Here is a 19,538-nt window from a genome sequence, read left to right as displayed (position 1 = left end):
ATGGTAATAAAAAAAAGCATATTAAATAAGCTCTATGTAGTAGTTGTTTTAATGACGCTTTTTTTGGTAGTTATTGTATTTAGGATCATCAACCTCCAATATATAGAAGGAGATAAGTATAGACGATTAGCTAAACAGAATACCGTTAAAAACGATACAATATTTGCAAATAGAGGGAATGTCTATGCGGCGGATGGGAATTTATTGGCGACGTCAATGTCTAAATTCACCATCCGAATGGATGTGGTTACCGTAAAGCAATCGATATTCGAGAAAAATATCCGAGCGCTATCAGATTCGCTTTCGAATATGTTAGGGAAGCCTTCTAGTTATTATCAGGATAAGCTTCGTCAGGCGCAGCAACGTAAAAATCGTTATTTACTCATCGCTCGAAACGTAGGGTATAATGATTACGCTAAAATGAAGACCTTTCCGATTTTTAATTTAGGAATGTTTAAGGGAGGATTCATAGCTGAACAGCAAACAGTGCGAGTGCATCCTATTGGTAAGATTGCAGAGCGTACTATTGGATATGATGATTATAGAGGAGGTGCCGGTATAGAAGGGGCCTTTGCTAGTTTTATGCAAGGTGAAAATGGTTGGAGGTTAAAGGAGAAGATTGCCAAGGGGCAGTGGAAACCTATTAACGATGGGAACGAAAAAGAACCTGTTGATGGTCATGATGTGATTACCACGATAGATGTTAATGTCCAGGATATTACCCATCATGCGTTGTTAAAGCAATTGGAGAAATTTAATGCAGAACACGGTTGTGCTGTAGTGATGGAGGTGAAAACGGGTAAAATTAGAGCCATTTCTAACCTAGGACGTACCTCTAAAGGAACCTATTACGAAAAGAGAAATTATGCGGTTTGGGAAAGTCATGAGCCTGGATCTACGTTTAAGCTGGCAAGTTTAATGGTGGCTTTAGAAGATCGAGTGATCGATACTTCTGCCATTGTAGACTGCGAGAAAGGGAAGATATTTATCAATAACCGAAAGGTTGAAGATAGTAAGCCAGGTGGGCATGGGAAAATTTCATTAGCACGAGTTTTTGAGGTGTCTTCCAATGTCGGAATTGTAAAAACGATTCGAAAGTATTACGATCGCAAGCCTAAAAAGTTTACAAACAGAATTAAAAAGTTTGGACTCGATCAGTTAACTGGGGTTAAAATTAAGGGAGAAGGTAAACCGTATATCCCGAACCCTTCTGAAAAGAGTTGGCACCCGATTTCGTTAGAGTGGATGGCTTGGGGGTATGGAGTTTCATTGACTCCTTTGCAAACCCTAGCTTTTTACAATGCTGTTGCCAATGATGGCAAACTAGTTAAGCCGTATTTCGTAAAAGAATTGCGTACGGGTAACAAAGTGGATAAGAGTTTTGGTACTGTTGTACTCAGCGATAAGATTGCCTCGCAAACAACCTTGAATAAGGTGAGGAAGATCATGGAAAATACCGTTAAAAAAGGAACGGCTAAAAATATATATTCTCCGAACTTCTCGATGGCAGGTAAAACGGGAACAGCTAAAAAGTGGATTCCAGCCAAGCGAGATGAACAAGGGAAATTGATTCAAGCAGGGCACTATTCAAGTGCGAAATACGTGGCGTCATTTGCCGGATTCTTTCCAGCAAAGAACCCAAAATATTCGTGCATCGTTGTTATTCATGAGCCTAAAAAGGCCTTAGGGTACTACGGATCAAAAGTAGCGGCTCCTGTTTTTAAAGAGATAGCTCACAAGATTTATACATCCACTCCAATTGATAATCAGTTGGTGAATGATACTATTTCTTATGCAGGCTTAGAAAAAGACTATCAGAAGTATTATAAGAAACTGAGTAAGTACAAAACAATAATGCCTAATGTCATTGGAATGAGCGGTATGGATGCCATTGCTCTTCTCGAGAATATGGGAATGAAAGTGAAGTTTTCTGGCATGGGCAGAGTGAAAGAACAATCCGTGGAGAACGGTATAAAATTGAAGAAAGGAACGACGATTTATTTAAAGCTAGCAGATTGAAGCAGGTAAAAGATATATTAGAGAAAGTTGATGTACATTCTGTTGTTGGTGACAGTAATGTACCGGTAGAGGCTATCTGCTTTGACAGTCGTTTGGTAAAAGCAGGGACTTTATTTGTCGCACAGCGAGGTGTGGCAGTGGATGGGCACGATTTTATAGCAAAAGCTATAGCGTCAGGTGCTCGTGCAGTGGTTTGTGAGCAGTTACCAGAAGAACAAGTTCAAGGAGTTACTTATGTAAAGGTGGGCAATGCAAGTCGTGCTTTAGCGGTCATTGCAGCAAATTTTTATAACCATCCGTCAGCAGAACTTACCTTGGTAGGGGTTACTGGGACCAATGGAAAAACAACCGTGGCATCGCTGTTGTATCAGTTGTTTGTCAATGCGGGTTATAAAGTTGGATTGTTGTCAACAGTAAGAGTAATGGTCGGAACTGAAGAGTTTCCGGCAACCCATACAACACCGGATTCTGTGAGTATCAATCACTATATGCGAACCATGGTAGATGCCGGTGTTACTCATTGTTTTATGGAGGTGAGTTCGCATGGAATTCATCAGTGTAGAACAGAGGCTTTGGAGTTTGATGGTGGTGTTTTTACCAATTTGTCACACGATCATTTGGATTATCACAACACGTTCGCAGCCTACAGAGATGTTAAAAAGGCCTTCTTTGACGGTTTGTCTAAAAAGGCATTTGCCTTGGTCAACAGCGATGATAAGAACGGAAACATCATGTTGCAAAATACCAAAGCCAAAAAGCTGAGTTATGCATTAAAATCATTGGCGGACTACAAAGGGAAAGTGCTCGAGAAGAGTTTTTCTGGAAGTTTGTTGACCGTTAATAATGTGGAACTGTGGATTAAGTTAATCGGAAGCTTTAACGCTTACAATGTACTAGCCATATACGCAGTTGCTGTGGAGCTTGGTATGGATTCGTTTGAAGTATTGCGTTTGCTAAGTGAATTGGAAAGTGTGAGCGGTAGATTTCAATATACAGTTTCTCCTGAAGGGGTGACTGCAATTGTCGATTATGCACATACACCTGATGCGCTCAAAAATGTATTGCAGACCATTAATGATATCCGAACTGGAAAAGAACAGGTGATGACTGTTGTAGGATGCGGAGGAGATCGAGATAAAACCAAGCGACCCAAAATGGCTCAAATAGCGGCTCAGTTAAGTTCGCAGGCTATTTTTACGGCTGACAATCCTCGAACGGAGAATCCGCAAACAATTCTAGACGAAATGGAGGCGGGAGTACCTGAAGAGTACTATGCAAAAACGCTTACCATACTCGATAGAAGACAAGCCATTAAAACGGCTTGTAAGCTTGCAAAACCCGGCGACATCATACTAATTGCAGGAAAGGGGCATGAAACATATCAAGAAATTCAAGGAGAACGCCAGCATTTTGACGATATGGAGGAAGTAGTAATGTGTTTTAAACAATTAAAAGGATAAGGATAGATGCTGTATTATTTGTTTCAATATTTAGAGAAGGAATTTAATTTGACAGGAGCAAGTGTGTTCCAGTTCATCACTTTTAGAGCGGCGGCGGCATTTATTTTGTCTTTGTTAATCACCATGATTTTTGGAAAGCGAATCATTGACTTTCTAAGAAGACAGCAAGTAGGTGAAACCATCCGTGATTTGGGGTTGGAAGGTCAGAATGAAAAAGCGGGAACTCCTACCATGGGAGGACTCATTATAATTTTAGGAACCTTAGTGCCTGTACTGTTATTGGCAAAGCTAGAAAATATATACATCATATTATTATTGATAACTACCCTGTGGATGGGAGTTATCGGTTTTACAGACGATTATATTAAAGTCTTTAAAAAGGACAAACAGGGATTAAAAGGGAAGTTTAAAGTTTTAGGACAGGTTGGTTTAGGAATCATTGTAGGAGCCATGCTGTACTTCCATCAAGATGTCACCATTAAAGAGCAGCTACCGGTAGCACAGCAAGTAGTGCAAGCAAATGGGAAAAAACAAGTTTTCGGAGAAGCACATAAGTCGATTAAAACGACGGTTCCTTTTCTAAAAGACAACGAACTAGATTACGCAAAAGCGTTGAGCTTTTTAGGGGAGAACTTTAGAGATTACGGATGGATAGTGTTCATCTTTATTTCTGTATTCCTCGTAACGGCGGTATCTAACGGAGCTAATTTGACCGATGGTATTGACGGTTTAGCTGCAGGATCATCGGCGATCATGGTAGTTGCCTTAGCCATTTTTGCTTGGGTTTCAGGAAATATCATTTTTGCTGATTATTTAGACGTGATGTACATCCCTAATTCGGGAGAAATGACGGTGTTTATTTTTGCCTTTGCCGGGGCACTCATCGGATTTTTGTGGTACAATACCTACCCGGCTCAAGTGTTTATGGGAGATACGGGGAGTTTAACCATAGGAGGAGTAATTGCCGTTATAGCAATTGCGATACGAAAAGAATTATTATTACCAGTACTTGCAGGAATTTTTGTGGCGGAGAACTTATCAGTGATGTTACAGGTTTCGTATTTCAAGTACACAAAGAAAAAATACGGTGAAGGAAGGCGAATTTTTAAGATGTCGCCGCTGCACCATCACTATCAAAAATTAGGGTATCACGAAAGTAAAATCGTTACCAGATTTTGGATAGTAGGAATATTATTAGCAGTGTTTACTGTAGTAACGCTAAAATTGAGATAATGAAGAGATTGGTTGTGTTAGGTGGTGGAGAAAGCGGTGTAGGAACAGCGATTTTAGGAAAGCAAAAAGGCTTTGAGGTGTTTGTGTCAGATCGAGGAGAGATTGTCGATAAATACAAACGAGTGTTACAAGATCTCTCGGTAACCTTCGAAGAAGGAAGACATACAGAAGAGGAAATTTTAAAAGCCGATGTGGTGATGAAGAGTCCTGGAATTCCAGACCGCGTGCCACTGGTACAAAAGATAAAAGAACAGGGTATTCCCGTAGTTTCTGAAATTGAATTCGCTTCGAAATATACCGATGCGACCATTGTAGGAATAACGGGGTCCAATGGAAAAACAACGACGAGCATGCTAACCCACCACGTGTTGAAAAACGCAGGATTTAAGGTAGGTTTAGCTGGGAACATAGGAGATAGTTTTGCTAAACAAGTGGCAAACGAACAGGTAGATAATTACGTATTAGAGTTGAGTAGTTTTCAACTCGATGGCATAGAGGAGTTCAGTCCGCATATTGCTGTAATTACGAATATAACTCCTGATCATCTCGATAGGTATGAGTATAAGTTTGAGAACTATATCGCCTCTAAACTGAGAATTACAGAGAATCAGACAGCAGCTGATTTTCTACTATACGATGCGGACGATGAGGTATTAGTGCGAGCTGTTAATTCAATTGAAACAGAGGCAACATTGGTTCCATTTTCTTTGGGTGAAGAACTGGAGTATGGTGCTTTTATTAAAGACAATACGATACAGTTAAATTTATTTGCCAAGGAAGAGCTAATGAAAGTTTCAGAGTTAAAATTACAGGGAAAACACAACACTAAAAACGCAATGGCAGCAGCGATGGCAGCGAGATTATTAAAAGCGAGAAAAGCCTCTATTGCTGAGAGCTTATCAGGGTTTGAAGGAGTAGAACACCGTTTGGAAAGCGTTCAGAGAACCAATGGAGTACAGTTCATTAATGATAGTAAGGCAACCAATGTCAATGCTGCGTTTTATGCACTCGAATGTATGGATGCTCCGACTATCTGGATCGTAGGTGGAGTTGATAAAGGAAATGATTATACCGATTTGCTTCCACTGGTACGTGAAAAGGTGAAGGCAATTGTTTGTTTAGGAATCGACAATACTAAAATTATTGACACGTTTGAGAACGTAGTTGATGAGTTAATTGAAACTGCTGGAGCTGAAGAAGCTGTCAAAGTAGCGTATAAATTAGCGGAGAAAGGAGATACCGTATTGTTGTCACCTGCTTGTGCTAGTTTCGATTTGTTTAAGAGCTACGAAGACAGAGGAACCAAGTTTAAAAACGCGGTTCGAAATTTATAAAAGACGATTATAGGAATAGATGAAGTCGATTTTTCAACATATCAAAGGAGATAGAGCTATTTGGGCTATTGTGGCAGCATTGGCAATATTTTCATTTATGCCCGTATACAGTGCAAGTACCAATTTGGTATATGTAGTGGGGAAAGGGTCGACTATTGGGCACCTGTTAAAGCACATAGTGCTCTTGATTACAGGTTTTGCGATTATTTACGGAGTGCATAAAATCCCCTATCGATATTTTAGTGGAGGAGCCGTACTCATGCTGCCTGTTGTGGTATTGTTGCTCGTAGTTACTTTGGCGCAAGGAACGACCATTGGTGGAGCCAATGCGAGTAGATGGATACGGATTCCATTTGTAGGAATAGGGTTTCAGACTTCTACTTTGGCAGGGGTTGTGCTTATGGTATACGTAGCGAGGTACTTGGCAAAGAACAAAGAGAAACGGATAGAGTTTAAAGATAGTTTGATTCAGCTATGGTTACCAGTAGGTATTATTTTAATGTTGGTGTTACCGGCGAATTTTTCAACAACAGCGATTGTATTTACCATGATTTTGTTGTTGACCTTTATAGGAGGTTACCCGTTAAAATACATTGGGTATATTTTAAGTATTGGATTGTTCTCGTTGCTGTTTTTTATTCTGGTAGCAAAAGCTTTTCCTGATGCGATGCACAACCGTGTTGATACTTGGTTGAGTAGATTGGAAAACTTTTCGAAAGAAGGAGGAACGGAGAATTATCAAGTACAGAAGGCGAAGATAGCTATTGCAACGGGAGGTCCGTTGGGTAAAGGAGGAGGAAAAGGTGTACAGAAAAATTTCTTACCCCAGTCGTCTTCCGATTTTATCTATGCAATTATCATAGAAGAATACGGATTATTAGGAGGAGGAATCGTAGTTTTTATGTACTTCCTACTCTTGTTTAGAATATTAGTCACCGCTAAAAAAGCGACGACTATTTTTGGAACACTCATGGTTATTGGGGTTGGAATCCCCATTGTATTTCAGGCGATAATTAACATGGCTGTTGCAGTGAATATATTACCAGTGACAGGGCAAACACTACCCTTGATAAGTAGTGGAGGTACCTCGATTTGGATGACTTGTTTTGCACTCGGGATCATCCTGAGCGTGAGCGGATCAAAAGATGAAACAGAGGAGACGATCTTGGATGATAATCCCCTGGATATTTTACACGAAACCATTTAAATTGAATCGTGTAGTAAAAGAAATGGAAATTAATTTTTGGACATGCAGAAATCGTTAAGAGTCATTATTAGTGGAGGAGGAACAGGAGGGCATATTTATCCGGCAATTGCTATTGCGAACGAGATAAAGCTGCGCTACCCTGAGGCCGCTATTTTGTTTGTAGGGGCCAAAGATAAAATGGAAATGGAGAAGGTTCCTCAAGCAGGTTATGAAATTAAAGGATTGTGGATATCTGGAATTCAACGCAAGCTTACAGCGAAGAACTTGAGTTTTCCTTTTAAGTTGTTGAGTAGTTTGTGGAAGGCAGGGAGGATTGTAAAAAAGTTCAAACCGAATGTAGTGATAGGTACTGGTGGCTTTGCGAGTGGACCTACCTTGATGATGGCGAATAGAAAGGGAATTCCAACCTTAGTGCAGGAACAGAACTCGTATCCCGGAATTACCAATAAGCTGGTAGGGAAAAAGGCGAGTAAAGTATGTGTGGCCTACGATCATTTAGAACGTTTTTTTCCGGAAGAAAAACTAGTGAAAACAGGAAATCCCGTTCGACAGGATCTCTTGTTTATACACACCAAAACAGAAGAAGGAAAGGCTTTTTTTGAATTGGATACCGAACGAAAAACACTGTTGGTTCTAGGAGGAAGTTTAGGAGCTCGAAGAATCAATGAATTGATAGAAGAGCAGCTGGATTTTTTTGCTGCCCAGGATGTTCAAGTTATATGGCAGTGTGGTAAATTGTATTACGAGCAATACAAAAAATACAACGAGCGAGAAGGGGTACAAGTACACGCCTTTTTAAATCGAATGGATTTGGCATATGCCGCAGCCGATTTTATTGTTTCTCGTGCAGGTGCAAGCTCGGTTTCTGAACTGTGTATTGTAGGGAAACCGACGATATTTATTCCTTCACCTAATGTGGCGGAGGATCACCAAACAAAGAACGCCAAAGCTATTGTAGATAAGCACGGTGCCATTTTGTTGAAAGAGCGTGAATTGCAAACATTTCCAATTGTGGTGGAAACCTTGTTAAAAGACAAGGGGAAGCAGGAAAGTTTGAGCGAAAATATAAAGATGTTGGCATTGCCCAACGCGACAAATGATATTGTCAATCAAGTGATAAAAATAATTAGTTAAAAGCCGTAGAAAGGTAGTTAATGAAGTTACAAGCGATACATAATGTATTTTTTATAGGAGTTGGAGGTATTGGAATGAGTGCCTTAGCTAGGTATTTTGTGGCCAATGGAAAACGCGTAGCGGGATATGATAAGACAGCTTCCCCGATAACGGAATCCTTGAGTGACCTCGGAGTAGAGGTGCATTACAAAGATGCCGTATCAGAAATTCCAATTGAGTTTTTATCTAGCGATAGCACTTTGGTGGTATACACACCTGCCGTTCCGAAAACACATACAGAACTTAATTATTTTCGTGACAATCATTTTACCGTTTTGAAACGCGCTGAGGTTTTAGGGCTCATTACCAAGGAAACATTTTGTTTTGGAGTAGCAGGAACTCATGGGAAAACCACGACTTCTGCAATTTTAGGACATTTGATGCAACCTGTAGGAGCGACTGCCTTTTTAGGTGGAATTACCGAAAATTACCAGTCTAATTTAATTTTAGGTAAAGAAGATATTAGTGTGGTGGAGGCCGATGAGTTTGATCGTTCGTTTTTGCATCTAGCACCTAACATCGCTTGTGTGACTTCGATGGATGCTGACCATTTGGATATCTACGGAGAGGCTGCTGCATTGGAGAGTTCTTTTACAGATTTTGCCAATTCGGTTAGTGATACCTTGTTGGTAGCAAAAGGACTGCCCTTAAAAGGGTTGACCTATGCCGTAGACGAACCTGCTGATTATCGAGCTCATGATGTTCGTATAGAAGGAGCGAAGTACGTATTTGATGTGACAACGCCTACAAAGCAGTTAAAAGGATTGCAGTTTGGGTTACCCGGAAAGCACAACTTGATGAATGCTTTAGCAGCACTGGCTATGGCCGATGTTTACGGAGTTGACAGTGAAGTAATCAAAGCACAGTTAGAGAGTTTTAAAGGGGTGCACCGACGATTTTCGTATAAAATCCAATCGGAGGCAATGACGTTAATCGATGATTATGCTCACCACCCAACAGAAATTCAAGCGGTGGTTCAAGCAGTCAGAGAATTGTATCCTGAAAAGAAAGTTATGGCAATTTTTCAGCCGCATCTGTTCAGTAGAACACGTGATTTTGCCGATGATTTCGCACGAGCATTGGCTGGGTTTGATGAATTGTATTTATTAGATATATATCCAGCGAGAGAATTGCCAATTCCAGGGATTACCTCGGAATGGTTGTTAGAGAAAATAGCGTTGGAAAACAAGCAATTGCTTCAAAAGAGCGAAGTGCTTACAACAGTAAAAGAAACGACCGCTTCAGTTATTGTTATGATTGGAGCAGGAGATATTGGTTTATTAGTAAATGAAGTAAAAGAAGCATTAAAACACAAATGTAGTAGCACACAGTGAAAAGACTATTAGTATACATAGCGTTTGTAGTATTGGTTGGATTCTTGTTCTTTTTGTACGGATTTACAGGAAAGCGTAATGGGGCAAAAAAGATAAAGAGACCGGTGATAGAATTTGCAGGAGGGAGTAATAACTTCCTGACGCACAGTTCGGTGGATAAAATGTTAATACAAAATTCAAAATTTGTTGAAAACCAACCGAAAAGTGTAGTAGATTTACACCTTCTTGAAACGAATGTTTCAGCAAGCCCATACGTAGAAAATGCTACTGTGTTTCTAACCATCAATGGGGTGTTGAAAACCTTTATCAAACAACGAACGCCCATCGCTCGTATTGTCGATAAGGAAGAGCCTTATTACATTGATAAACACGGAGTAGAAATTCCTTTATCAATAAACCATTCGGCTCGAGTACCATTGGTTTCGGGAGTGGGGAATGTTGAGGAAATCAAAGAACTAATACAACTAATTACTATTATATCGAGTGACGACTTTTTTGCTAAAGAAGTTGTTGCAATTGACAAGAACGCCCAAAACGATTATGTTTTTGGAGTGCGTACCGGGAGTTATAAAATAGTTTTTGGTGGGCTAGCGAATGCGCAGTTGAAATTGAAAAAACTGAAAGCATTTTATAACAAAACACTTGTTGATGGATCGATAAGAAAGTACAAAAGTATTAACCTAAAGTATCACAACCAGGTTGTGTGCACAAAACAGTCTCAAGATGGAGAACAATAAATTAGCAGTTGGATTAGATATTGGTACAACAAAGATTGTTGCCATGATCGGTCGAAAAAACGAATATGGAAAACTTGAAGTTTTAGGTATTGGTAAAGCTAAAAGTTTAGGGGTTAAACGAGGAGTTGTGAACAACATTACTCAAACGATTCAGTCCATACAACAGGCAGTGGATGAAGCGCAGAGTGTTTCAGGTAAAATGATTGATGATGTCGTAGTAGGTATTGCCGGTCAACACATACGCAGTTTGCACCACAGTGATTATATCACTCGTGAAAAATCGGACGTGGTTATTGACGATACAGATATCGAAAACCTCGTCGGACAAGTACACAAATTAGTGATGCTTCCCGGTGAAGAAATAATTCACGTGTTACCACAGGAGTACAAAGTAGATAGCCAACCCGATATAAAGGAGCCTATTGGTATGTACGGAGGGCGTCTTGAGGCTAACTTTCACGTGGTAGTAGGGCAGGTATCGTCGATACGTAATATCGGACGCTGTGTAAAAAGCGCAGGCTTAGCATTGGCAGATATTACCCTAGAGCCCTTAGCATCTGCTTCAGCAGTGTTAAGTCAGGAAGAAAAAGAAGCCGGAGTGGCTTTAATAGATATAGGTGGAGGTACCACCGATTTGGCAATTTTTAAAGATGGAATTATACGACATACCGCAGTAATTCCATTTGGTGGTAATGTAATTACCGAAGATATAAAGGAAGGATGTTCCATTATTGAAAAACAGGCAGAACTACTCAAAATCAAGTTTGGATCAGCTTGGCCGGGAGAAAATAAAGAAACAGAAATCGTTTCTATTCCTGGTTTAAGAGGTAGAGAGCCAAAGGAAATTACGTTGAAAAACTTATCAAAGATAATACATGCTCGTGTCCAAGAGATTATCGAGCACGTGTATCTGGAAATAAAAAATTATGGACACGAAACCCAAAAAGGTAAACTCATCGCAGGGATAGTACTCACAGGTGGAGGCTCGCAGTTAAAGCACTTGCGCCAACTTGTAGAATACATTACAGGGATGGACGTTCGTATAGGGTATCCGAATGAACATTTAGCAGGTGATTCTGACGAGGTACTCTCAAGTCCGGCCTATGCCACTGCTGTAGGTTTACTAATGGAAGGGTTAGAGAAACAAGCAAAAGAAGAAACTCGAGTGGAAGAAGAACCAGCTCCTTTAGAGCAGGAACCCGAAATGAAAGTGCCTTCGGAAGAAGAAGAACTAAAAGAAGAGCCTTTAGAAAAGGAAGAACCTAGGAAACCAAAATCTAAATCATTCTTTGAAAAATTTACAGAACGATTTAAAGAATTTTTAGATAATGCAGAATAATATTATAAGATATAGTACGTATAATAACTCCAACATCCCCTACTCGGAGTTGCTGAACAAAAATTTAAATTAAAAGAAAAGTTATTATGAGCGCAGAATTTGATAACATTTCATTCGACATGCCAAAAACACAGTCTAACGCGATCAAAGTGATCGGTGTTGGAGGGGGAGGTAGCAATGCAGTAAATCACATGTATAGTAAACAGATTCACGGAGTAGATTTCGTAATCTGTAATACAGATGCACAAGCATTGGAAAACAGTCCAATTCCGAATAAAATTCAGTTGGGAGCTCACTTAACCTCAGGGTTAGGTGCTGGTGCAAATCCTGAAATTGGAGCGCAAGCAGCCGCTGAAAGTATTCAAGAAATTCAACAGATGTTAAGTACACATACCAAAATGGTGTTTATCACCGCCGGTATGGGGGGAGGTACTGGTACTGGTGCCGCTCCTATCATTGCGAAAATCGCAAAAGATATGGACATCTTAACGGTAGGTATTGTTACCATGCCGTTCCAATTTGAAGGAAGAAGACGCGCAAAGCAAGCTCAAAATGGTATTGATGAGTTGCGTAATAACGTAGATTCACTTATTGTTATCAATAACAATAAATTACGTGAAGTTTACGGTAATTTAGGATTCAAAGCAGGGTTCTCTAAGGCCGATGAGGTGTTAGCAACCGCTGCAAAGGGTATTGCAGAAGTAATTACTCATCACTATAAACAAAATATCGATTTACACGATGCTAAAACCGTGTTGTCTGATAGTGGAACTGCGATTATGGGATCGGCCAAAGAGTCAGGAGCCAATCGTGCACAAGCAGCCATTGTAAAAGCATTGGACTCACCGCTATTAAACGATAACAAAATTACCGGTGCTAAAAATGTATTGTTATTAATCGTATCAGGTGCCAACGAAGTTACCTTAGACGAGATTGGTGAAATCAATGATTACATCCAAGAAGAGGCTGGGTACGATGCCAATATTATTATGGGTATCGGTGAAGATGAAAGCTTGGAAGATGGATTGGCAGTTACCGTAGTAGCTACGGGTTTTGCAGCCGACCAACAGGGTAATATTACCAATACTGAAGTTAAGAAAATCGTACATACCTTAGAGGATGAACAAAAAGCAACCTATAGTTTTGACGATGCTAGAGTTGAAAAAGCGCCGGGTTTGCAAGAACCGTTGACAAAACGTCCTACTGATAAGGTGGTACACGTTTTAGAAGAGGAAACTCCAAAACAAAAACCGACGACGGACTTGGTGTATACCTCAGAGTTTATCGAAAACATTCCAGTAACTTTTGAGGAAGTTACTATTGATACCATTTCAGAAGAAGATTTTATCATTACCAATGTTACTCCTGAACTTCCTCAGGATACTTTGGATGATAAGCCTCAGTACATTCAGCAAGATTTGTTGTTTGACTTACCGTTGAATTCCTATGAAGAGGTAGCTCCAAAATCTAATTTGATAGAGACTACTGAAGATATCAAAGGAATCGATGTACAAGCGGAAAAAGTGAGTGCAGAACCAGTGAAAAAACGCTATGTGTTGGACGACTTTTCTGCCGAACCTACCATTGGAAAAAGCTCAAGACCTACCATTCAACAAGAGGTAGATGAGGCTTTGGAGTTTAAGGTGAAAACGCAAGTAGAAGACAAGTCTACTGCGGAAGGTTCAAATGATGAAGCTTCTCCGTTGAGCTTAACGATTTCTGAATTGCAGAAAAGAGCTCAAGAAAGACGTGAGAAAATGAAGGGTTTTAATTATAAGTTCGCCGATCAGGTGAGCAAGAATATCGATGAAATTGAACGTCAACCAGCGTACAAGCGCCTGGGAGTGGATATCGATGCCAACCGTGATATCAGCAAATCAGATACGGCGTTAAACACCGACAATAATGATTTATTGAAATCAAATAATTCGTTTTTACACGATAATGTTGACTAATTGAAAAAAAAAATTATAATTTTAGCACCCTATTGCGCTAAGGTGCTATAGTTAAATACGAGTAAAATGAGTATACAAGCAGAGCTAATGACAAAAATGAAAGAAGCTATGAAGTCAAAAGACACCGTAGCATTAACCGCTTTACGAGCGTTGAAGTCAGCATTTATGTTGATGAAGACTGAAAGTGGAGCAGGAGAATTGTCAGAAGCAGAAGAGTTAAAGGTTGTTCAGAAACAAGTAAAGCAACGTAAAGACAGTGCGACACTATTTGCCGAACAAGGAAGAGACGATTTAGCAGCTCCTGAATTGGCAGAAGCAGCCGTGCTTGAACAATTTTTACCAGAAGCCCTAAGTGCAGATGCACTGACGGCAATAGTCAAAGAAACCATTGCTGAGGTGGGTGCCGAAGGGATGAAAGATATGGGGAAAGTCATGGGCTTAGTTACCAAAAAGGTAGCTGGTCAAGCCGATGGAAAAACCATTTCATCTGAGGTGAAAGCTCAGCTTTCTTAGTTAAATATGCTGACCTTGTAGTTCAATTGGATAGAACATCAGATTTCGGCTCTGACGATGAGGGTTCGAGTCCTTCCTGGGTCACTGAAAGCCCTTGTAAACACTTAGTTTACGAGGGCTTTTTTATTGGTTTTAATGGCACATGGACGTCTTTCGCTACACGGATGCGTAGCTAGTCGCTTCCGTACGACGACAATACTAATTGCCTGCTAGTAGCTTCTATTATTTTCAATGCCGTTGTTAATAGTTGTTTTTACTACAAATAATAGCAATTTAGGATGGTGGCGCTTTTGAGTTTTGTTAATGCAAAGTGATTTTAGACATGATATATGTCTAGTTTGTTTCCTACGGATTACCAGTGTTGATAGGATGATAAAGCGCGGTTACATGAGTTACAGCTCTAAAAATAGCGGTAGTATTCTATGCTACTAATTGTAGCATTTATTACTGTAAATTATAGTATTTTACCGGGGTGTTTTAATATTTTGATTGTTAGTGGACTAGGGTTTTTAATTCCCAGCCTACTAACAAATGAAATGAATGTTTGTTTGGTATTCGATTGCGTACTTTATAAATGAAGGAACTTCTAATCATGGAGGTATTCATATTGCTATAATTTGTAGCATTGTTTGCTATAGGTTTCGTAGCTTTTAAGGAGGGAATTAGGAATGAATAATTGTAGGGACTCTCGTGATTTTAGAATATACGAAACTTCCGTTGCTAGCTTACTTAACAACGGAAGTGATATAAGGTTAGTCGGTGATGCCAAAAACACGTTCAAGTATCGTGTCTAACAAGCACCATTTGGTAATGGCCGACTGCAGTAGATTGGCTCCGACAAAGGCGGTAAACCACAACCACATAGGGTTGACGTAATAGGCAAGTGTTAAGCTGCTCAGTACAAAACTACCGGCGACGGCTTTGATAATTCTAGTTTTCATGAGTTGGATGGTTTTTGCGTTCAATTAAATAATAAACCAAGGGCACCACAAGAAGGGTTAAGACAGTGGCGGTAATAGTACCTCCCATTAATGAAATGGCGAGCCCTTGGAAAATAGGATCAAATAAGATGACGAAAGCCCCGATAACTACGGTCCCGGCAGTCAAAACAATTGGAGTAGTACGCACTGCTCCGGCTTCAATAACAGCTTGTTTTAAAGGGATGCCCTCATCGAGTCTGAGATTGACAAAATCGATTAGTAATACCGAGTTTCGTACCATAATTCCGGCTAAAGCAATCATTCCTATAAATGAAGTAGCAGTGAAAAATGCGCCGAGTAGCCAATGTCCTACTATAATACCGACCATTGAAAGTGGAATGGCCACCATCATTACAATAGGAGCTTTAAAGTTTTGAAACCACCCTACAATAAGCATATAGATTATGATGATGACACCGCCAAAGGCAAGTCCTAAATCACGAAAAACTTCGAGTGTTATTTGCCATTCTCCATCCCATTTTACAGTGTATACTTGCTCATCATCAGGTTGGCTGGTATACAATTCAGCAATGGGTTTTTCATGAGGAAGTTTCAGTGTTTTTAATCGATCTGTCATTCCTAAGATCGCATAAACAGGACTTTCAAGAGCCCCTGCCATGTCAGCTGTCACGTAAACTACGCGCTTTTGATTTTTTCTGTAGATACTTTTTGCTCGTGTAGTTTTTTGGATGGTTACGAGGTCTCCAATTGGAATTACCGTACCTGTTGCACTTGGGATTCCCAACTGCAAAATATCATATAGTTGTGATTTTTCCTGCGCTGCCATTCTGAAAACTATGCCGATGGGTTGCACGGAATGCTCATTGTATAAATGACTGATAGGACGATTATTTAAGGCAGTGTTTAAGGTCTGTGTAATTTCCATTGGACTAATGCCGTATTGCATGGCTTTAGTTTTGTCGATGTTGGCTACGTATTTTATTTGATTGGCAGCGGTCATTACATCGATGTCAACTACATCGGGCGTACGTGTCAAGAGTTGTTGAATACTATCAGCAAGTCGTTGTTGTACCTCGTAATTCGGACCGTAAACTTCTCCTACGATCGTGGCTAGCACGGGAGGTCCAGGAGGAACTTCTACAAGCTTTACGTTTGCGTTGAACTTGCGAGCAATTTTCTGAATGCCTGGTCGATATTTTTTTACGATAGCATGACTTTGTATGCTTCGTTCGTGTTTGTCGGTCAAGTTTACCTGGATATCTGCCATAAAGTGATCTTGTCGCAAATCGTAATGTCGTACCAGTCCGTTAAATGTAATTGGAGCAGCGGTTCCTACATAACTTTGGTAGTTAATTACTTCGGGTTGTGCGGCGATGTATTGTGAGATTTCCTTGGCTACAACAGCAGTGCGTTCTAACGTAGTTCCCTCGGGCATGTCGATAATTACTTGGAACTCGTTTTTGTTGTCGAAAGGAAGCATTTTTACAACCACAGCATTGGTGAAAAATAAGAACATCGATCCTAAGAGTAATACGAGGGTCCCTCCGAGAAATAACCAACGTTTTTTCGGGCTCTCGATCAGCGGTTTTTCCAGTCTTTCGTACAGTTTGTAGATGCGCGTTCCTTGCAAGGCTTCGGTCTCTGAAACAGGAGGTTCCTGACGTTTGTCTTTTTCTCGTAAAAACAGATAACCTAAATACGGGGTAATGGTCAGTGCTACAAACAAAGAAAGTAACATAGCTATGGAAGCTCCAATAGGCATAGGGCTCATGTAGGGGCCCATTAAACCAGATACAAAAGCCATAGGGAGTACCGATGCAATGACGGTAAAGGTAGCTAAGATAGTTGGGTTTCCAACTTCGTTAATGGCATACAACGCGGCTTCTTTAAAAGGCAACAGCTTCATTTTAAAATGACGATGCATATTTTCAGCGATGATAATAGAATCGTCCACAACTATTCCGGTAACAAATACCAAAGCGAAGAGCGTAATTCTATTTAAAGTATAATCGAGCATATAATAGCTCAATAGCGTAAGTGCAAAGGTTACGGGTACCGATAGAAAAACGACCAAGCCTCCTCGCCATCCCATAGCCAACATGACCACTAAGGTAACCGCAATGATTGCCCCGATGAGGTGTAGTAATAATTCAGATACTTTTTGAGAAGCTGTTTCTCCGTAATTTCGCGTAATGCTTACGTTAACGTCGTCAGGAATGAGGTGTTTGCGAAGTGCTGTAATTCGCTGCTCAATGCGCGCTGCAATTTGCATAGCATCGGCGCCCTTACGCTTGGCGATAGCTAGGGTAATTGCTGGATATTCGGCAGGTGCTTTAGTCTTTTGTTCACTGGCTTTTCCGTAGCCAAAACTCACATAATTATTCGGAATTTCTGGGCCGTCATGCACCGTGGCAATTTGGTGTAAATACACAGGGCGCTGCTCAAAGGACCCTACGACTAGGTTAGCAACCTCCTCTTTTGATCTCAAAAAATTACCTGTGCTGATGTAGAATTCGGTATCGCTTTGGATAAATCGACCGTTGGTTTGTTGGCTGTTGTTTGCGCGTATCATGTTAGCAACATCCAATAGTTTTAACCTGTAGTTGGCAATGTTGTTCTTATTGAGTACGACGCTCAACTCTCTACTGCGTCCTCCTATGATATCGATTTGCGCTACATCTTTTATTTTCTTGAGTTCTCCTCCGAGTTCTTCTGCTTGTTGTTTGAGTTCAAAATCGTTGTAATTCGAACTCCAAAGAGTGATCCCTAGCATGGGAACATCGTCAATAGCTCTGGCTTTGATCAGTGGCATGCTCACTCCTGGAGGCATTTGTCCCATATTTTTGTTGAGGGCTGTATACAATTTAACCAGAGAGCGCTCAACGTCTTGGCCTACGTAGAACTGTATGATAACCATGGCTTGTTCTTCCATAGCTGTGGCGTACACGTATTCTACCCCTGGAATGTTACTGATGAGTTTTTCTAGGGGCTTAACAACTCTCGATTCTACTTCTTTGGGGCTGGCTCCGGGATAACTCAAAAAGAGATCCGCCATAGGAACCTCTATCTGAGGTTCTTCTTCTCTAGGAATTAAAAAAGAGCCGTAGATTCCGATGGCCATAAACAAAATCATGAGGAGTATGGTCAGTTTTGAATCGATAAAATTCTTGGCTATTTTTCCTGCTAATCCTTCTTTCATATTATTAGGTGTAAAGTGCTAGTTTTGTATACGAACAGGTACTCCGTTGTATAATTTTCCTTGGCTGTTAGTAATGTATTGCTCCTCGGTATTAAGTCCGCTTAGAACTTCGGTTTTCGTATGCGATGATTTTCCAATACGTATCCAACGGAGTATAGCAGTATTGCTTTGACTGAGAGTATAGATGCCTGTTAGTTGCCCTTGACGCACCAGGGCCGCTGTCTGGATCCAGATGCTCTTTTGATTTTCTTGACGATCGAGCGCTTCAAAAGAAACAGTTGCATTCATACCAGAGTATAATGAGGTATTGGTTTTTGGGAGTGCAATGGTTGCAGCGTATTGACCACCGTTGTGATTTGACGAACTGCTCAACTTTTCGACAGTGCCCGTGAGTTGTTGGTTTAAAGCGTTGATAGCAATGCTTACGGTAGTTCCCTTTTTGACAAAAGCAATGTATTGCTCCGGAATGTTGGTGGTGACTTCAAAACGATCTGTGTTTTCAATACTCAGCAAAGGAGTTCCTGGATGCGCTATGTCCCCGGAATTTACAAATTTACTAACGACGGTTCCGGCATATGGAGCACGCAATGTAGTGTATTTAAATTGAGCTAAAATTTCTCGTTTTTGTTGTTTGGCGGTATTTAATTGATCGATTGCAATTTGATACTGAGTACTGATGTTGTCCAGTTCTTTTTGACTAGCACTTTTTTGGGAATAGAGCTTTTGAAATCGTTCGTAATCTCTTTTCACGTTTGTATAATGACTTTGTGCTCGTGAAATTTGAGCATCTATTTGGCCTACTTTGGCTTGTAAATCCGTAGCGTCAATTTGGAGCAGTACTTGTCCTTTTTTAACCACGTCACCTACAGCGACATAAATGCGTTGGATGTTCCCCATGACACGAGTGCTCAATTTTGTATGCTGACTCGCTTGCACCTTTCCAGTGGTACTAAAAGAACCAGAACTTGCTGTCTGTGCTTTGGTTACAGTTACAGGAATTGAAACTGCAGGACTGTTGTTCGATTTGTTTTGGGAAGTACAACTGAGTAGGAGGGTTGTACTGAGTACGTATGTAATGGTTTTGATATTCATAA

Annotated in this window: 14 protein-coding genes and 1 tRNA gene; 12 read left to right on the top strand and 3 right to left on the bottom strand. The window is 40.4% G+C overall.

Annotated elements, in window-relative coordinates; all coding sequences use genetic code 11:
• The 12 genes from ACKTS5_RS18160 to ACKTS5_RS18105 all read left to right on the top strand — a co-directional run bounded on the left by ACKTS5_RS18160 (nt 1) and on the right by ACKTS5_RS18105 (nt 14,388).
• Nucleotides 1-2,019, top strand: a complete 2,019-nt coding sequence (locus ACKTS5_RS18160) for a penicillin-binding protein (protein WP_408045307.1) — start codon at nt 1-3, stop codon at nt 2,017-2,019.
• Entirely contained in the window at nt 2,016-3,479 is a 1,464-nt protein-coding gene (locus ACKTS5_RS18155; protein WP_408045306.1) for a UDP-N-acetylmuramoyl-L-alanyl-D-glutamate--2,6-diaminopimelate ligase, read from the top strand. Before ACKTS5_RS18160 ends, ACKTS5_RS18155 begins: the two co-directional genes overlap by 4 nt.
• A gap of 6 nt (nt 3,480-3,485) precedes the next feature.
• Nucleotides 3,486-4,712: a phospho-N-acetylmuramoyl-pentapeptide-transferase gene (gene mraY, locus ACKTS5_RS18150; RefSeq protein WP_408045305.1), complete on the top strand. Its 1,227-nt coding sequence runs from the start codon at nt 3,486-3,488 to the stop codon at nt 4,710-4,712.
• Nucleotides 4,712-6,046 carry a UDP-N-acetylmuramoyl-L-alanine--D-glutamate ligase gene (gene murD, locus ACKTS5_RS18145; RefSeq protein WP_408045304.1) on the top strand — a complete coding sequence of 445 codons (1,335 nt, stop codon included), beginning with the start codon at nt 4,712-4,714 and terminating at the stop codon, nt 6,044-6,046. The genes mraY and murD overlap by 1 nt, the downstream gene beginning before the upstream one ends.
• A 19-nt stretch (nt 6,047-6,065) precedes the next feature.
• Nucleotides 6,066-7,253, top strand: a complete 1,188-nt coding sequence (locus tag ACKTS5_RS18140; RefSeq protein WP_408045303.1) for an FtsW/RodA/SpoVE family cell cycle protein — start codon at nt 6,066-6,068, stop codon at nt 7,251-7,253.
• A 42-nt stretch (nt 7,254-7,295) separates the two neighbouring features.
• Nucleotides 7,296-8,387 (top strand): undecaprenyldiphospho-muramoylpentapeptide beta-N-acetylglucosaminyltransferase, encoded by a 1,092-nt coding sequence (gene murG, locus ACKTS5_RS18135; RefSeq protein WP_408045302.1) that lies wholly within the window; start codon nt 7,296-7,298, stop codon nt 8,385-8,387.
• A gap of 20 nt (nt 8,388-8,407) precedes the next feature.
• On the top strand, nt 8,408-9,760 hold the full coding sequence (gene murC, locus ACKTS5_RS18130) for a UDP-N-acetylmuramate--L-alanine ligase (protein WP_408045301.1): 1,353 nt from the start codon (nt 8,408-8,410) through the stop codon (nt 9,758-9,760).
• Nucleotides 9,757-10,497, top strand: coding sequence for a cell division protein FtsQ/DivIB (locus ACKTS5_RS18125; protein WP_408045300.1), 741 nt, complete (start codon nt 9,757-9,759; stop codon nt 10,495-10,497). Before murC ends, ACKTS5_RS18125 begins: the two co-directional genes overlap by 4 nt.
• Nucleotides 10,484-11,836: a cell division protein FtsA gene (gene ftsA, locus ACKTS5_RS18120; RefSeq protein ID WP_408045299.1), complete on the top strand. Its 1,353-nt coding sequence runs from the start codon at nt 10,484-10,486 to the stop codon at nt 11,834-11,836. The genes ACKTS5_RS18125 and ftsA overlap by 14 nt, the downstream gene beginning before the upstream one ends.
• An 86-nt stretch (nt 11,837-11,922) precedes the next feature.
• Nucleotides 11,923-13,791 carry a cell division protein FtsZ gene (gene ftsZ / locus ACKTS5_RS18115; RefSeq protein ID WP_408045298.1) on the top strand — a complete coding sequence of 623 codons (1,869 nt, stop codon included), beginning with the start codon at nt 11,923-11,925 and terminating at the stop codon, nt 13,789-13,791.
• A gap of 66 nt (nt 13,792-13,857) precedes the next feature.
• Entirely contained in the window at nt 13,858-14,304 is a 447-nt protein-coding gene (locus ACKTS5_RS18110) for a GatB/YqeY domain-containing protein (RefSeq protein ID WP_408045297.1), read from the top strand.
• An 11-nt stretch (nt 14,305-14,315) separates the two neighbouring features.
• Nucleotides 14,316-14,388 (top strand) — tRNA-Arg (locus ACKTS5_RS18105).
• A gap of 668 nt (nt 14,389-15,056) precedes the next feature.
• Here ACKTS5_RS18105 and ACKTS5_RS18100 read toward each other — a convergent pair.
• From ACKTS5_RS18100 to ACKTS5_RS18090, 3 genes are read right to left on the bottom strand one after another with little or no spacing between them, the layout of a single operon-like run.
• Nucleotides 15,057-15,245, bottom strand: a complete 189-nt coding sequence (locus ACKTS5_RS18100; protein ID WP_408045296.1) for a YgaP family membrane protein — start codon at nt 15,243-15,245, stop codon at nt 15,057-15,059.
• Nucleotides 15,235-18,444: an efflux RND transporter permease subunit gene (locus ACKTS5_RS18095; protein WP_408045295.1), complete on the bottom strand. Its 3,210-nt coding sequence runs from the start codon at nt 18,442-18,444 to the stop codon at nt 15,235-15,237. Before ACKTS5_RS18095 ends, ACKTS5_RS18100 begins: the two co-directional genes overlap by 11 nt.
• 18 nt (nt 18,445-18,462) lie before the next feature.
• Nucleotides 18,463-19,536, bottom strand: a complete 1,074-nt coding sequence (locus tag ACKTS5_RS18090; protein WP_408045294.1) for an efflux RND transporter periplasmic adaptor subunit — start codon at nt 19,534-19,536, stop codon at nt 18,463-18,465.
• Nucleotides 19,537-19,538: the final 2 nt, after the last annotated feature.

This window comes from Tenacibaculum litopenaei (genome assembly GCF_964514025.1).
GTDB lineage: Bacteria > Bacteroidota > Bacteroidia > Flavobacteriales > Flavobacteriaceae > Polaribacter > Polaribacter litopenaei.
Note: the sequence above shows the minus strand (reverse complement) of the source record. Positions and strands in the feature narration are given on the sequence as shown.

Coding starts and splice junctions, on each gene's coding strand:
- ACKTS5_RS18160 (WP_408045307.1), top strand. CDS start 1: ATGGTAATAAAAAAAAGCATATTAAATAAGCTCTATGTAGTAGTTGTT.
- mraY (WP_408045305.1), top strand. CDS start 3,486: ATGCTGTATTATTTGTTTCAATATTTAGAGAAGGAATTTAATTTGACA.
- murD (WP_408045304.1), top strand. CDS start 4,712: ATGAAGAGATTGGTTGTGTTAGGTGGTGGAGAAAGCGGTGTAGGAACA.
- ACKTS5_RS18140 (WP_408045303.1), top strand. CDS start 6,066: ATGAAGTCGATTTTTCAACATATCAAAGGAGATAGAGCTATTTGGGCT.
- murG (WP_408045302.1), top strand. CDS start 7,296: ATGCAGAAATCGTTAAGAGTCATTATTAGTGGAGGAGGAACAGGAGGG.
- murC (WP_408045301.1), top strand. CDS start 8,408: ATGAAGTTACAAGCGATACATAATGTATTTTTTATAGGAGTTGGAGGT.
- ftsA (WP_408045299.1), top strand. CDS start 10,484: ATGGAGAACAATAAATTAGCAGTTGGATTAGATATTGGTACAACAAAG.
- ftsZ (WP_408045298.1), top strand. CDS start 11,923: ATGAGCGCAGAATTTGATAACATTTCATTCGACATGCCAAAAACACAG.
- ACKTS5_RS18110 (WP_408045297.1), top strand. CDS start 13,858: ATGAGTATACAAGCAGAGCTAATGACAAAAATGAAAGAAGCTATGAAG.
- ACKTS5_RS18100 (WP_408045296.1), bottom strand. CDS start 15,245: ATGAAAACTAGAATTATCAAAGCCGTCGCCGGTAGTTTTGTACTGAGC.
- ACKTS5_RS18095 (WP_408045295.1), bottom strand. CDS start 18,444: ATGAAAGAAGGATTAGCAGGAAAAATAGCCAAGAATTTTATCGATTCA.
- ACKTS5_RS18090 (WP_408045294.1), bottom strand. CDS start 19,536: ATGAATATCAAAACCATTACATACGTACTCAGTACAACCCTCCTACTC.